The following is a 13,942-nucleotide window of genomic DNA, read 5'->3' as shown; positions in this document are numbered from 1 at the left end:
CGGGGCGCCGCCGGTCCGCCCGGCCGTCCGCCGGCTGACGCCGTCCGGCACCGGCTCAGGCGCCCCCGGCGCCCCGGAGCCGCACCGACGCCCGCCGCGTCCGCACCCCGTCCACGGTGAGCAGCACGAGCGCCACCCACACCAGCCCGAACCCCCACCACCGGGCGGGTGGCATCGTCTCGTGCAGCACGAGCACCCCGATGCCGAACTGCAGCACGGGCGCGAGGTACTGCAGCATCCCGACGACGCTGAGCGGGAGCCGCCGCGCGGACTCGCCGAACAGCAGCAGCGGCAGGGCGGTGGCGATGCCGGTCCCGGCGATGGCGAGGGCGTGCCAGGTGCCCTCGGTGGCGAAGGTCCCGTCGCCGGTGGTGGTGAGCCACAGCAGGTAGACGGCGGCGGCGGGTGCGAGGGCGAGCGTCTCGGCGGCGAGGCCGGGGGCGGCGGCGACGCTGCGGCCGACGCGGTTCTTCAGCAGCCCGTACACGCCGAACGACCCGGCGAGCGTGAGGGCGACCCACGGCAGCCGCCCGTAGCCGACGGTGATGACGACCACGGCGGCGACGCCGAAGCCGAGCGCGACCCACTGCGTGCGGCGCAGCTTCTCGCGCAGGACGAGGACGGCGAGCGCGACGGTGACGAGCGGGTTGATGAAGTACCCGAGGGCGGCGTCGACGACGTGCCCGGACAGCGCGGCGAACACGAAGGTCAGCCAGTTCACGGCGAGCAGGACGGCGGCGGCGCCGATCAGCCCCATGGTCCGGGGGGAGCGCAGCACGACGCCGAGGGCGCGCCAGGTGCGGGTGGCGCTGAGCACGACCGCGCAGAACAGCAGCGACCACAGGACGCGGTGCGCGACGACCTCGACCGCGCCCGAGGGCTTCAGCAGCTCGAAGTACAGGGGCAGGACGCCCCACAGCAGGTAGGCACCGAGACCCGTCGCCAGGCCCCGCGGATCCAGGGACGACGTGGCACCCGCCGCAGGCGCCGACGCGAGGGGTGCGCCCGCGGCGGGAGCCGGGGACGCGGGGGAGGGGGCGGTCGGCGCGCCGTCGGCGGCCGGGGGCGTGGGGGTCACGCGCCGACGGTAGTCCCCGGTGCGCGCGGCGCCCGACGGGCGGCGCCGTCGTGGCGGGAGATCGTCGCCGGACGGCAGAGTTAGGTCGTCCTACACTGGTCGGGCACCCGCCCCGCGCCGGGCGCGACCGGCCGTGGTGCTCGCCCACCCGCGACGCCGCCGGACGCCCGCGCCGCGTCGGGACCTCGACAACGGAAGGCACCTGCGTGACCTCGAACCGCCCTGTCCGCGTGGCCGTCGTCGGTGCCGGACCCGCCGGCATCTACGCGTCCGACATCCTGTCCCGCTCGGACCTGGACGTCTCGATCGACCTGATCGAGCGGCTGCCCGCGCCGTTCGGGCTGGTCCGGTACGGCGTGGCGCCGGACCACCCGCGGATCAAGCAGATCATCGTCGCCCTGCACAAGGTGCTGGAGCGCGGCGACATCCGCCTGCTGTGCAACGTCGACTACGGCGTGGACCTCAAGCTGGAGGACCTGCGGCGGCACTACGACGCGGTGATCTTCGCGACGGGCGCGATCAAGGACGCCGACCTGCCGATCCCGGGCATCGACCTGGAGGGCTCGTTCGGCGCCGCGGACTTCGTGTCCTGGTACGACGGCCACCCGGACGTCCCGCGCACCTGGCCGCTGACGGCGCAGCACGTCGCGGTGCTGGGCGCGGGCAACGTGGCGCTGGACGTCGCCCGGGTGCTCGCGAAGCACGCGGACGACATGCTGCCGACCGAGGTCCCGGCGAACGTGCACGAGGGCCTAGCCGCGAACGCCGTCACGGACGTGCACGTGTTCGCCCGCCGCGGCCCGGCGCAGGCGAAGTTCTCGTCGCTGGAGCTGCGCGAGCTCGGGCACGTCCCGGACGTGGACGTGGTCGTGTACCCGGAGGACTTCGAGTTCGACGAGGGCTCGATGGCGGCGATCCACTCGTCCAACCAGACGAAGCAGGTCGTGAAGACCCTCACCGACTGGACGCTGAAGGAGCCGGAGGACCTGACGGCGAGCCGCCGAATCCACCTGCACTTCCTGCACAAGCCGGTCGAGGTGCTGGGGGAGGACGGCAAGGTCGTCGGCCTGCGCACCGAGCGCACCGTCCTCACCGGCGACGGCAGCGTCGCGGGCACCGGGCAGACCCACGACTGGCCGGTCGGCGCGGTGTACCGCGCGGTGGGCTACTTCGGGTCGCCGCTGGTGGACGTGCCGTTCGACGAGCGCGGGGGCGTGATCAGCAACAGCGAGGGTCGCGTCCTCGACGTCGACGGGCAGCACGTCCCGGGCGTGTACACGACGGGCTGGATCAAGCGCGGGCCGGTCGGCCTCATCGGGCACACCAAGTCCGACGCGAGCGAGACGATCCGGCACCTGGTCGAGGACGCCGCGGACGCCGACGCGTTCCGGACGGCCACGGAGCCGGACCCGGAGTCGGTGCTGTCGTTCCTCGTCGAGAAGGGCGCCCGCCCGATCCAGTGGGCCGGCTGGGAGCTGCTGGACGCGTACGAGCGCGCCCTCGGCGAGCCGCACGGCCGCGACCGCGTCAAGGTCGTCCCGCGCGAGGACATGGTCCGGATCGCGCTGGCCGAGGCGGCCGACGAGTCCTGACCGGCGTCAGCCCGTGAAGCGGCGCAGGAACTCCTGGGTCCTCGGCTCCTGAGGGGACTCGAGCACCTGCGCCGCCGGGCCGCGCTCGAGGATGCGGCCCTGGTGCAGGAAGCACACCTCGTCGGCGACGTGCCGGGCGAACGACATCTCGTGCGTCGCCAGGACCATCGTCGTGCCCTCGTCCTTGAGCTCGCCGAGCAGGTCCAGCACCTCGCCGACCAGCTCCGGGTCGAGGGCGCTGGTGACCTCGTCCAGCAGCATCAGCGCGGGCTGCGTGACCAGGGCGCGTGCGATGGCGACGCGCTGCTGCTGCCCGCCGGACAGCTCGTCGGGGAAGGCGTGCGCCTTCGCGCCCAGGCCCACGCGGTCGAGCATCGCCGCGGCGCGCTCGCGCGCCTCGGCGCGCCCGACCTTGTGGACCAGGCGTGGGGCGAGGGTCACGTTGTCGAGGACGCGCAGGTGGGGGAACAGGTTGTAGGCCTGGAAGACCATGCCGATCCGGGCTCGCACGGCGTTGGCGTCGACGCGGGGATCGGTGACCTCCTGACCGGCGACCTCGATCACGCCGTCGTCCACCTCCTCCAGGAGGTTCACGCAGCGCAGCAGCGTGGACTTGCCCGACCCCGACGCGCCGATGAGGACGACGACCTGGTGCTCGGCCACGTCGAGGGACAGGTCGTCGAGGACGACGTGGTCGCCGAACGCCTTGCGGACCCGGTCGACGCGCAGCAGCGGCGTGCTCATCGCATGGCTCCCGCCCCGGCGAGGCCGCTCTGGGAGCCCAGCCAGCCGCCGCGCTTCGCGAGCGCGTCGGTGAACCGGGTCAGCGGGATGGTCAGCAGCACGAACAGCACCCCCGCGACGACGTACGGCGTGAAGTTCGCGTAGGTCGCCGTCTGGATCTGGGCGGCGCGCACCGCGTCGACAGCGCCGAGGATCGAGATCAGCCCGGAGTCCTTGGACAGCGACACCAGGTCGTTCAGCAGCGGCGGGACCACCCGGCGCACCGCCTGCGGCAGCACCACGTGCCGCAGCGTCTGCCCGCGGGTCAGGCCCAGCGACCGGGCGGACGCGATCTGCGACGGGTGCACCGACTCGATGCCCGCGCGGAACACCTCCGCGACGTATGCGGAGTACGTCAGCACCAGGGCCAGCCCGCCGAGCACGACCGCCGACGTCGGGATGCCCTGCAGCCGCAGCCCCGGCAGCCCGAAGCCCACGAGCAGCAGCACCAGGATCAGCGGCAGCCCGCGGAACACGTCCACGTACCCGGTGGCGAGCGCCCGCAGCGGGAAGAACGCCGGACCGCGCAGGGTCCGCGCCAGCGCCAGCAGCATCGCCAGCACCACGATCACCACCGCGCACACCGCCATGACCCGGACGTTCAGCCACAGGCCCTCGAGCACCTTCGGCAGCGACGCCCACGCGACCTCGGGGTCGAGGAACGACTTGCGCACCCGCGGCCAGCCCGGCGAGCTCACCAGCGCGAGCACCGCCACGCCCACGACCAGCACCGTGCTGACCAGGGCCACCAGCGTCGACCGGCGGGTCTGCCCGTGCCGGTAGGCGTCGCGCTCGCGCTGACGCGCCGACGGCACCCACCCCGCCGCGGGGGCGGGACGGGTGCCGTCGGCGCTCATGTCGTCAGGCACTACTTCAGGACGGGGGCGCCGGCGGTGTCCGTCAGCCACTCGGCCTCGAGGTCGGCGAGCGTGCCGTCCTCCCGCAGCGCGTCCACCGCGTCCGTGACCGCACCGGTCAGCGCCGAGCCCTTGTCGAGCACCAGGCCGAGCTGGTCCGGGTCGTCACCGGCCGGGAGCTGACCGACGAGCTTGCCGCCGTCCAGCTCCGCCGCGGTGATGTACAGCGCCGTCGGCAGGTCCACGACGATCGCGTCCACCAGGCCCGCGCTGAGCGCCTGCTTCACCTGGTCGTTGTCGTTGAACACCTGGATGTCCGACGTCGGGTCGATCGAGTCCTGCGCGACCTGCAGGCTCGTCGTCCCCACCATCGCGCCGAGCCTCAGGCCCTGCAGGTCCGCGAGCGTCGCCGCGCCGTCCGCCGCGGTGCCCTCCAGCGTCACCACAGCCTGCGCGGTGTCGTAGTACGAGGACGAGAAGTCGAGGTTCTCCGCGCGCTCCGGGCTGATCGACACCTGGTTGATCGCGAAGTCGAACGACTTCGCTCCCGGCGCGATGATCTGGTCGAACGTCACCGGCACCCACTCGACCTGGTCCGCGTCGAACCCGAGCTCCGCCGCCACCGCATACGCCACGGCAGCCTCGAAGCCCTCACCGCTCGCCGGGTCGTTGCCGACCACCCACGGCTCGTAGGCGGGGTCGGACGTGCCGATCGTCAGGACGCCCTCGGTGAGCGTCGCGAGGGCACCGTCGGACGCGGCGCTCGACGCGTCGTCGGACCCCTCGTCGACGGGAGCACAGGCCGCGAGCGCCAGCGCGCTCGCAGCGGCCAGGGCAAGGAATCGGGCAGTGCGCACGACGGTCTCCTCGGATGGGTCAGGTGCGCGTTCTCGCGCAAGAGCACAGGGTAGGGGAACCCGGGCGCACGCTGCGGCGTTGTCCTCCCAGCGGGACGAGTCGACGCTCGCCCCCGGCTCACGTGACGGGAAGGACGCACATGGGACACCGGCACTTCAACGGCCTCAAGACGGCGCTGCTGTTCGGCGTGCTCTGGGCCGTGCTGCTCGGCATCGGCACCTTCGTCGGCAACGGGCGGTACATCTACCTGTTCGCGCTGCTGGGCGTCGCGATGACGGCGTACTCGTACTGGAACTCGGACAAGATCGCGATCCGCGCCATGCACGCGCGGCCTGTCTCCGAGATCGAGCAGCCGGAGATGTACCGCATCGTCCGCGAGCTCTCCACCGCCGCGCGCCAGCCCATGCCGCGCCTGTACGTCTCGCCGACCGCCGCGCCCAACGCCTTCGCGACCGGTCGCAACCCCCGCAACGCCGCCGTCTGCTGCACCGAGGGGATCCTGCAGATCCTCGACGAGCGCGAGCTGCGCGGCGTCCTCGGCCACGAGCTCATGCACGTCTACAACCGCGACATCCTCACCTCGTCCATCGCCGCCGCCGTCGCGGGCGTGATCACGTCCGTCGCGCAGTTCGCGATGTTCTTCGGCGGCGGCAACGACCGCGAGCGCGGCGGCAACCCCATCGCCGCGCTGCTCATGGTGTTCCTCGCCCCCGTCGCGGCGACGCTCATCCAGCTCGCCATCAGCCGCACCCGCGAGTACGACGCCGACGAGGACGGGGCCGCCCTCACCGGCGACCCGCTGGCACTGGCGTCCGCGCTCCGCAAGCTCGAGCAGGGCACCGCCGCGCGGCCCCTGCCGCAGGAGCGCGACCTCGTGGACGTGTCGCACCTGATGATCGCCAACCCGTTCAAGGGCGCGGGGATCGGGCGGATGTTCGCGACGCACCCGCCGATGGCCGACCGCATCGCGCGGCTGGAGCGCATGGCGGGGACGGGCGGGATCGAGCGGTACTGAGGGGGTCGCGGCTCAGGGGGTCGGCGTCGCGGAGGCGGCCGCCGAGGTCCCGGCGTCGGGCGGTGTGCACGGGCGGACGGTCGCGCTGTCCCGCGGCTCGGTCGGCTGGGGGCCGTAGCGCTCCTCGGCGGACCCGTCACGGCCGACGAGGGACAGCAGGTCGTAGGTCATCTCCGGCGTGACGACCGAGACGAGCAGGTCCACGTCCGCGCGGCCCTGGTGCAGGATCGACAGCGCCTCGTCGAGCACGCAGAGCGGGTCCGCGCCGTCCTCGACGGTGATGTCGCCCGCGTAGGCGGCGGAGTACCCGAACGGGTGCTGGAACACCAGGCCGTCCGTCGAGGCCACGCCGGGCAGGTCGGCGATCTGGTCGAACAGCACGGCGTCGGGCACCGCGCCCTCGGTCCCGGTGTCGGAGGCGTCCTCGCCCACCCCGCGCACGCAGCCGGAGAGCAGGACGACGGAGGCGCAGGCGGTCAGCGCCAGCAGGCGGCGGTGCGTCATCGGGTGCTCACGTCCCATCGCGTCACGGTGCCGGGCTCGCCGGTGAAGAACTGCTGCGCACCCTCGCGCCACGCCTGGACGGACGGGTCGTCGGAGGCGTCCACCATCGCACCGGTCTGGGCGTACACGTCGGTGCCGTGCGCGGCGCCGACGGACGCGTCCGGCAGCACGCCGTTCGCGGCGGTGCCGAGGTCGCGCTCGACGGTCACCCAGTTCGCCCGGTCGGGGTTCTCGCGGCCCTCCAGCATGGGGACGGCGTCCTGGTCGTGCTCCAGCGACAGCACGGACACGTCCGGGGGGATGTCGAACCGGGCGATCGGCGAGCCGCCGGTGACCACGCTCCGCACGGCGAACTCCTCCCGGAACGCCGGGTCGGAGGCGAGCGCCGCGGCGGTGATGCCGCCCTGGCTGTGCCCGGTGAGCATCACCGGGTCGCCCGGCCTGATCCCGGCCTCGCGCATCGCCTGGGCGACCTGCTGCTGCATGAGCGTCGAGTCGCCCGCCATCAGCCGGACGTTGGTCGTGAGGTCGACGGGGTTGCTCCCGCGCTGGGGCCCCCACTCCTGCGTCCCGGGGATCTGCACGATGTAGGAAGAGGTGCCGTCGGGGTTGGTCACCTGCACGATCTGCACCTCGCCCTGGTCGGCACCGAGCATGTTCTGCTGCTGGAAGATCTCCTCGACGGAGGTCGGGGCGCGATCGGGGCCGAGGGTCTCCGCCAGCGACACCCCCATCTCCCCGGTGTCCCCGAACATCCCGAACATCCCGCCCGCGTTCACCAGTCCGCCCACGGCGTCCTCGTAGGACGCGGTCGGCCACTTCCCGCCGGACAGGACGTAGGGCAGCGCGAGCCCGCCGAGCGGCCCGCCGAGCAGGCTGCCGAGGCTCCACGTGGTGCCCTGCACGAGGCTGGGCGCCACCTTGGTCAGGCTCTCCAGCAGCCACGGGTTGTCGTACAGCGCGTCCATGGCGCCGTCGCCGAGCGCCGCGAGGTCCACGTTCTGCACGGCCAGCGCCAGGGCGGGCCAGGTCGCGGGGTTGCCGAGCACGACGAGCCCGCCCCCGACGAGCAGCACGCCGCCGCCGAGCACCAGCCCGGGCAGCGCCGCCCCGAGCGCGAAGCCCGCGGCGTGCTGCAGCGCCTCCATGACCTGCTGCTGCGTCGCGTCCACGAACTCGTAGGTGGTGGCCGAGGCCCGCAGCACGATCGCGGACGCCTCGAGCCCGGTGGACACGATCAGCAGCCCGTTCACGCCGATCGTGGCGCCCGCGACCGCTCCGGCGACCTGGGCGACCTCGACCGGGCACAGCAGCGTCGCGACGGTGACGTCCTGGTGCACGGCGACGGCGGCGACGGACCCGCTCCACGCGCGGACGTCGTCGCCCGCGTCGTCGAGCAGCCCGGCCTGGGACCGCAGGTCCTGCAGGCGGGCGCCCACCCCTCCGGCGCCGCCGCTGACGACGATGTCCCCGCTCACGCGTCCCCCTCGGCGGCGGCCGTGAACCGGCCGGTCAGGTCGTACAGCAGTGCCGTGCGGATGTCCTCGCGGCTGCGAGGGGTGTGCACGACGTGGGCGTCGGCGGTGCGGGTGAGCTCGACCCACCCGGCGTCGCAGCGCAGCAGGCTGAGCGTCGACACGTCGTCGCGGCCCCTGCTGCCGACGGAGATCACCAGGCTGCCGCTCATGGTCCGCACGGCGGCGTCGACCACGGCGGGCGGGCCGTCCCCGCCGATCTCGGCGGACAGGGCGTCGAGGACCGTGGCGTCACCGGTGCGGATGGCCTGGGCGAGGGCGACGGTGAGCTCCTCGGGGACCGACGCCGGGGCGGCGGCGACGCGGACCGGTGCGTCGGGCACGTGGCGCAGCACCTCGTCGACGAGATGTTCCACGGGGAACGCGCTGACCTCGACCCCGGGGCGCGGGGTGGTGCCGCGCAGGCCCGCACCGGGGACGACGTCCACGCCCCGGGCGAGACCCGACCCTGCCCGGGGGTCGGACCACAGCACGGCGAGCAGCGCGCGCTCGTCCGCGGCGGCGGCGACCTCGACGGTCACGAGCGCCGCACCGGCGCCCTCGACGGCCGCGCGCAGGACGGGGTCGACCTCCGGGTCGCCGTCCTGGACCACGGGGACGCCCCGTGCGGGCGTCGCATCCGGGTCCGGCTCGGCAGGCGGCGTCACGGGGGAGCCGTCCCGGTCGACGGGCAGGACCGCGGCCCAGCCGGGCAGGCCGGGCACGCCCGCGCTCGCGGCCGCCCACTCGCGCTCGTCGAGGCGGGCGCGCAGGGCGCCGTCGAGGGGTTCGAGGGTGCGCGGCATCAGCGCCACCCGATCCGGTCGGCGAGCGCCGACCAGTCCGGCGCGCCCGGGGCGGGCAGGCCGCCGGCGACGGTGCCCAGCACGCCACGGGCGGCGTCGCGCGCGGCCTTCTCGGCGCCGGTGAGGACGTCCTCGGCGACGTCACCGAGCCGGTTGACGGTGCGGCGGGCGTCGTCGATGCGGTCCTCCACGAACTGCATCGCCCGCTTGATCGCGGCCTGCCGTGCCTCGAGCTCGTCGGCGAGGTGCTCCAGCGCGGTCGCGGTGCCGAGCACCTCGTCCCGCGCCGACGCCACGCGCTGCCCGTGCTCGGCGAGGCGCTCGCGGTACCGGTCGGCGGCGACGCCGACCCACTCGATGCCGGCGCCGGAGCGCACGCGGTCGCCGGTGCGCCCGACGTCCTCCGCCATGGAGCGCAACCGGCGCGCGTGCGCCCGGATCGCCTCCGGATCTCCCCCTGCTGCCATGGCCTGGAGTCTAGGAAGAGGTCAGGGGCCTGCGGCAACCCCGACCACCCGTCCTGTGGACGACCGAGGGGCCGACCACCCACGCGGGTGACCGGCCCCTCGGGCGCGCGGCTCAGCGGTAGTTGATGAACTGCAGCGCGGCGTCGATGTCGTCGGCGCCCTTGAGCAGCGCGATGACGGCCTGCAGGTCGTCACGGCTCTTGGCGGTGACGCGGACCTCGTCGCCCTGGATCTGGGTCTTGACGCCCTTGGGGCCCTCGTCGCGGACGAGCTTGGTGACCTTCTTGGCGTTCTCGGAGGACAGGCCCTCCTTGAGGGTGCCCTCGAGGCGGTACTCCTTGCCGGACGCCTTGGGGTCGCCGTCGCCGGTGTCCAGGGCCTTCAGCGAGATGTTCCGCTTGATGAGCTTGGTCTGGAACACGTCGAGGACGGCGCGGACGCGCTCCTCGGAGTTCGCGACCATGACGATCTTCTCGCCGCTCCACGCGATGGACGCCCCGACGTTCTTGAAGTCGTACCGCTGGGCGATCTCCTTGACGGCCTGGTTCAGCGCGTTGTCGACCTCCTGGCGGTCGACCTTGCTGACGACGTCGAACGACGACTCGCTCGCCATGACTCTCCTCCTGCGGTGTGGTGCGGGGACTGCTCTGACGCGGGACCCGGGGGCCGGTTTCGGTCTGGGCCCGAACCCTTGCTATCCTTCCATCCGCACGTCGGAGACGCAGTCACCGCACGCGCATCCCCGGCGGGTTACCCGAGTGGCCAAAGGGGGCTGACTGTAAATCAGCTGGCATCGCCTACGGGGGTTCGAATCCCTCACCCGCCACGCGATGTACGACAGGGCGTCCTCCTCCGGGAGGGCGCCCTGTCGCCGTCCCGGGGTCGTGCGGCACACTGGTGCGGGGCGCCGCGGGCTGGTCGGAGGCCGATTTCGCACCACACGTCGGACCGTGTAGCCTAGTCCGCGCTGCCCCGATAGCTCAGTGGTAGAGCACTTCCTTGGTAAGGAAGAGGTCACGGGTTCGAATCCCGTTCGGGGCTCTGTGGTGTGCCGCAGGTCAGGACCGCCGTCCTGGCCCGTGGTGCATCCGAGGCGGGGTAGCTCAGTTGGCGAGAGCGCACGACTCATAATCGTGAGGTCGCGGGTTCGAGCCCCGCCCCCGCTACAAGGACTGAACCAGTCGCGCGTGTGCGCGGCGTCGACGATCGCAAGCGCTGTCTCGGCGCGAAGGGTGGCAAGACCATGGCCAGCAAGAGCTCGGACGTCCGTCCGAAGATCACGCTCGCGTGCACGGAGTGCAAGGAGCGGAACTACATCACGAAGAAGAACCGTCGGAACGACCCCGACCGTCTCGAGATGAAGAAGTTCTGCCCGCGCGACGGCAAGCACACGGTCCACCGCGAGACCCGCTGACCCAGCGCACCCACCGTGGCCGTCAACCCTGAGTACGCCGGACGCGCGTACCCGCCGAACGAGGCGTACGAGGTCGGCCGCGAGAAGATCCGCGAGTTCGCGGAGGCGGTCGGGGCGACGCACCCGGCCCACACGGACGTCGACGCGGCGCGAGCACTCGGGTACCCCGACGTGATCGCGCCGCCGACGTTCGCCGTCGTCGTGGCGCAGCGCGCCGAGGCCCAGCTGATCAACGACCCGGACGCCCGGATCGACTTCACGCGGGTCGTGCACGCCGACGAGCGGTTCATCCACCACCGCCCGGTGCACGCCGGTGACCGCCTGGTCACCGTGCTGCACGTGGACGCGGTCACCGAGCGCGCCGGTCTGTCGATGGTGACGACGCGCGCCGTGATCTCCGCCGAGGACGGTGAGCCCGTCGCCACCGTGACGTCCACCCTCGCCGTGCGGGGAGAGGACGCCTGATGGCCCTGCCCGCGCTCGCCGACCTGGCGGTCGGCCAGGAGGTCGCCCGCCGCGAGGTCGCGGTCGACCGGTCGCGCCTCGTGCGCTACGCCGGCGCCTCCGGGGACTTCAACCCGATCCACTGGAACGAGCGGTTCGCGACCGAGGTCGGCCTGCCCGGCGTCATCGCGCACGGCATGTGGACCATGGGTGCGGCCGTCCAGGTCGTCGTGGACTGGCTGGGCGACCCCGGCGCGGTGCTCGACTACCAGACGCGGTTCAGCCGCCCCGTCCCGGTGCCCGACCCGGGCGCCGCCGCCGTCGAGGTCGTCGCGGCCGTCGGTGCCCTGGACCCCGAGTCCGGCACCGCCCGCATCGACCTGACGGTGACCGCGGCGGGCAGCCGCGTCCTGGCCAAGTGCCAGGCCCTCGTCCGTCTCTCCTGACCCCTGCGGTCCGGTCCGGGCGCCCCTGCCCACCGGGCACCGCCGCCTGTCCGGGAGCGGGTCGCCGAACGTGTCGGCCCGCCCGGGGGCGTCAGCGGGGGGCGGGGCCCGTGGTGGTGCCGGTGCGGAGCGCGACCGGGAGCACCTCGTCCTCGGGGGTCTCGCCCGCGAGGATCCGACCGACCGCGAGACCCACGGCGGCGCCCTTGTCGGCGATGGGCTGCACGACCGTGGTGAGCACGTCGGGGGCCAGCCACGGCAGGTCGAGGCCGTCGAACCCGGCGACCGACACGTCCTCGGGGACGCGCAGCCCGAGCTCGCGGGCGCCGAGCACGACGCCGGACGCGAGCAGGTCGGACTGCGCGACGACGGCGGTCGGTCGCGACCCGACCGGGCCGGCGAGCAGGGCGCGCGCGGCGGCGGCGCCGTGCTCGACCAGGGAGGCGGGGGTCTCGTAGACCGCGACGGGCTGCACGCCCGCGTCGACGAGGCCGTCGAGCCGGCGTCGGGGGATGCTCCACGCGATGTCCTGCAGCCGGGCGGTGTCGGCGAGGCCGCCGCGCCGGTCCGGGCCGAAGGGGAGCGTGACGGTGGCGACGCGCTCGTGGCCGAGGTCGCGCAGGTGGGCGGCGAGGTCGGCCATGCCGCCGCGGTCGTCGATGCCGACGGTGACGACGTCGGTGAGGTCGTGCCCCTCGACCACGACGACGGGGATGCCGCGTCGGGCGAGGGCCTCGAGGGTGGGGTCGTCCAGGGTGCCGCCCCAGAGCATGACGGCGATGTCCATCGCGGCGGACTCGACCAGCGGGTCGACGGCGGGCTGCTCGGGGCTGGTGGGTCCGGGGATGAGCAGGACGCCGAGGCCGAGCGGGGTGATGGTGTCCACGAGCCCGTCGAGGAGCTGCACGGCGACGGGCTCGCGGAACGCCCGGCGCAGCGCGTCGCCGACGACGACGCCGACGATGCCGGACTTCCCCGAGCGGAGCTGGCGACCGAGCGGGTTGGGGCCGGAGTAGCCCAGCGAGGCGGCGGCGTCGAGCACGCGCTGCTTGGTGGCGTCGGCGATGGGTCCGGCGCCGGAGAACGCGAGCGACGCGGTGGACACCGAGACCCCTGCGGCGGAGGCCACGTCGGCCAGGGTCGGGCGGTGGGACACCGGCACGCCTCCGGACTCGGGCTGGGGGGTGAAGGCGCGGCCGGTCCCGAGAAGCCGGTTGACGCCGCCGTCAGCGTACCCGCACACTGGATCGCCTCCCCGAATCGTTTCGACCGCGCCCGTCCGCGACGGCCTCGAATCGATTCGATAAGGGCCCGTGACGAGCTCGTCACCACCGCTTGACCCTTCCCCCGACGATGCCTTCCTGACTTGGAGCTGCCGTGAGCCAGCCGCGTTCCCGCACCGGGCGCGCCCCCCTCCGCCCGGCCAACCGCCGGCCCCGACCGGAGGGTCCCGTGACCGGCGCGCGCCGCCCGTCCGGCCGCCCCGGACGCGGGGCGACCCCGCACCTGCCGGTGGACCCGGCCGTGCAGCGGGCGCGGTGGCTGCTCATGGGGCTGTTCGCGCTCAGCGGTCTCATGCTGTCCGGCTGGCTGGCGCGGCTGCCCGCGGTGCGCGACGCCCTGGACCTGGGGACCGCCGAGCTCGGCGGCCTGCTCATCGCCGGCTCGGTCGGCTCGCTCGCGACGGTGTCCGTGGCGGGCGCCCTGGTGAACCGGTACGGCGGCCGCGTCGTGCTCTACGTGTCGATGGTGGCGTTCGCCGCCGCGTACGTGCTGATCGGCGTCGGCCCGACCATCGGCTCCGTGCCTGTGCTGACCGTCGGCATCTTCCTGTCCGGCGTGGGCTTCGCGATCGGCAACGTCCCGCTGAACGTCGAGACCGCCGCCGTCGAGCGCCGGATGGGCCGCACGGTCCTCCCGCAGTTCCACGCGGCGTTCTCCATCGGCTCGGTGCTCGGCTCCGGCATCGGCGCGCTGTGCGCGATGGCGGGCGTGCCCCTGCTGGCGCAGTTCACGGCGACCGCCGTGGTCGGCACGGTGTGGCGCCTGCTGTCCGTCCCGGGCGCCGTCATCGAGTCGCTGCCGCCCGACCGCGCCGCCGCCCTGGCGGCCCGGGAGGCGCGGGCCGCCGGGCTGCCGCCCCGCGAGGCCGGGATCGCCGGCC

General features: G+C 73.9%; 16 protein-coding genes and 3 tRNA genes. 9 read left to right on the top strand and 10 right to left on the bottom strand.

The features are described from left to right. Positions 1-55 precede the first annotated feature (55 nt). Positions 56-1,078, bottom strand: a complete 1,023-nt coding sequence (rarD, locus tag EBM89_RS16945) for an EamA family transporter RarD (RefSeq protein ID WP_122150822.1) — start codon at positions 1,076-1,078, stop codon at positions 56-58. 206 nt (positions 1,079-1,284) lie between these two features. On the opposite strand from rarD, the gene EBM89_RS16940 reads away from it, so the two are divergent. Further along, positions 1,285-2,670, top strand: a complete 1,386-nt coding sequence (locus EBM89_RS16940; RefSeq protein WP_122150821.1) for an FAD-dependent oxidoreductase — start codon at positions 1,285-1,287, stop codon at positions 2,668-2,670. Positions 2,671-2,676: 6 nt separating this feature from the next. Here EBM89_RS16940 and EBM89_RS16935 read toward each other — a convergent pair whose 3' ends face one another. From EBM89_RS16935 to EBM89_RS16925, 3 genes are read right to left on the bottom strand one after another with little or no spacing between them, the layout of a single operon-like run. Further along, a complete protein-coding gene (locus EBM89_RS16935; RefSeq protein WP_122150820.1) occupies positions 2,677-3,414 on the bottom strand; it encodes an amino acid ABC transporter ATP-binding protein in 738 nt (245 codons plus the stop codon). After that, complete coding sequence (locus tag EBM89_RS16930) at positions 3,411-4,310, bottom strand: amino acid ABC transporter permease (RefSeq protein ID WP_122150819.1); 900 nt, start codon at positions 4,308-4,310, stop codon at positions 3,411-3,413. Before EBM89_RS16930 ends, EBM89_RS16935 begins: the two co-directional genes overlap by 4 nt. 11 nt (positions 4,311-4,321) lie before the next feature. Continuing rightward, a complete protein-coding gene (locus tag EBM89_RS16925; protein ID WP_122150818.1) occupies positions 4,322-5,167 on the bottom strand; it encodes an ABC transporter substrate-binding protein in 846 nt (281 codons plus the stop codon). 140 nt (positions 5,168-5,307) lie between these two features. On the opposite strand from EBM89_RS16925, the gene htpX reads away from it, so the two are divergent. Next, entirely contained in the window at positions 5,308-6,183 is an 876-nt protein-coding gene (gene htpX / locus EBM89_RS16920; protein WP_122150817.1) for a zinc metalloprotease HtpX, read from the top strand. A gap of 12 nt (positions 6,184-6,195) precedes the next feature. Here htpX and EBM89_RS16915 read toward each other — a convergent pair whose 3' ends face one another. The 5 genes from EBM89_RS16915 to EBM89_RS16895 form a co-directional block, all read right to left on the bottom strand. Then, the gene (locus tag EBM89_RS16915) at positions 6,196-6,705 is read right to left on the bottom strand and encodes a hypothetical protein (protein ID WP_147463600.1); all 510 of its coding nucleotides are present in this window, start codon (positions 6,703-6,705) and stop codon (positions 6,196-6,198) included. Continuing rightward, on the bottom strand, positions 6,684-8,165 hold the full coding sequence (locus EBM89_RS16910) for an alpha/beta hydrolase family protein (protein WP_122150815.1): 1,482 nt from the start codon (positions 8,163-8,165) through the stop codon (positions 6,684-6,686). Before EBM89_RS16910 ends, EBM89_RS16915 begins: the two co-directional genes overlap by 22 nt. Next, the gene (locus tag EBM89_RS16905; protein ID WP_147463599.1) at positions 8,162-9,007 is read right to left on the bottom strand and encodes a hypothetical protein; all 846 of its coding nucleotides are present in this window, start codon (positions 9,005-9,007) and stop codon (positions 8,162-8,164) included. The genes EBM89_RS16910 and EBM89_RS16905 overlap by 4 nt, the downstream gene beginning before the upstream one ends. Then, the gene (locus EBM89_RS16900) at positions 9,007-9,474 is read right to left on the bottom strand and encodes a WXG100 family type VII secretion target (protein ID WP_147463598.1); all 468 of its coding nucleotides are present in this window, start codon (positions 9,472-9,474) and stop codon (positions 9,007-9,009) included. The genes EBM89_RS16905 and EBM89_RS16900 overlap by 1 nt, the downstream gene beginning before the upstream one ends. 112 nt (positions 9,475-9,586) lie before the next feature. Next, complete coding sequence (locus tag EBM89_RS16895; RefSeq protein WP_122150812.1) at positions 9,587-10,087, bottom strand: YajQ family cyclic di-GMP-binding protein; 501 nt, start codon at positions 10,085-10,087, stop codon at positions 9,587-9,589. A 131-nt stretch (positions 10,088-10,218) separates the two neighbouring features. Here EBM89_RS16895 and EBM89_RS16890 point away from each other — a divergent pair. From EBM89_RS16890 to EBM89_RS16865, 6 genes are all read left to right on the top strand, one after another. Then, positions 10,219-10,300 (top strand) — tRNA-Tyr (locus tag EBM89_RS16890). Between the two features lie 143 nt (positions 10,301-10,443). Continuing rightward, positions 10,444-10,515 (top strand) — tRNA-Thr (locus EBM89_RS16885). Between the two features lie 51 nt (positions 10,516-10,566). After that, positions 10,567-10,640: transfer RNA gene (locus tag EBM89_RS16880), tRNA-Met, on the top strand. 77 nt (positions 10,641-10,717) lie between these two features. After that, entirely contained in the window at positions 10,718-10,888 is a 171-nt protein-coding gene (gene rpmG / locus EBM89_RS16875; protein ID WP_147463597.1) for a 50S ribosomal protein L33, read from the top strand. A gap of 15 nt (positions 10,889-10,903) precedes the next feature. Further along, on the top strand, positions 10,904-11,353 hold the full coding sequence (locus tag EBM89_RS16870; protein ID WP_122150810.1) for an FAS1-like dehydratase domain-containing protein: 450 nt from the start codon (positions 10,904-10,906) through the stop codon (positions 11,351-11,353). Next, the gene (locus EBM89_RS16865) at positions 11,353-11,778 is read left to right on the top strand and encodes a MaoC family dehydratase (protein ID WP_122150809.1); all 426 of its coding nucleotides are present in this window, start codon (positions 11,353-11,355) and stop codon (positions 11,776-11,778) included. Before EBM89_RS16870 ends, EBM89_RS16865 begins: the two co-directional genes overlap by 1 nt. Before the next feature lie 91 nt (positions 11,779-11,869). Here the strand turns inward: EBM89_RS16865 and EBM89_RS16860 are convergent, their stop codons facing one another. Then, positions 11,870-12,907: a LacI family DNA-binding transcriptional regulator gene (locus EBM89_RS16860; RefSeq protein ID WP_233571809.1), complete on the bottom strand. Its 1,038-nt coding sequence runs from the start codon at positions 12,905-12,907 to the stop codon at positions 11,870-11,872. Positions 12,908-13,230: 323 nt separating this feature from the next. On the opposite strand from EBM89_RS16860, the gene EBM89_RS16855 reads away from it, so the two are divergent. After that, positions 13,231-13,942: MFS transporter (locus EBM89_RS16855; RefSeq protein WP_147463596.1), on the top strand; the 712-nt coding region annotated here is incomplete at its 3' end.

This window comes from Cellulomonas triticagri (assembly GCF_003696205.1).
Classification (GTDB): domain Bacteria; phylum Actinomycetota; class Actinomycetes; order Actinomycetales; family Cellulomonadaceae; genus Cellulomonas; species Cellulomonas triticagri.
Note: the sequence above shows the minus strand (reverse complement) of the source record. Positions and strands in the feature narration are given on the sequence as shown.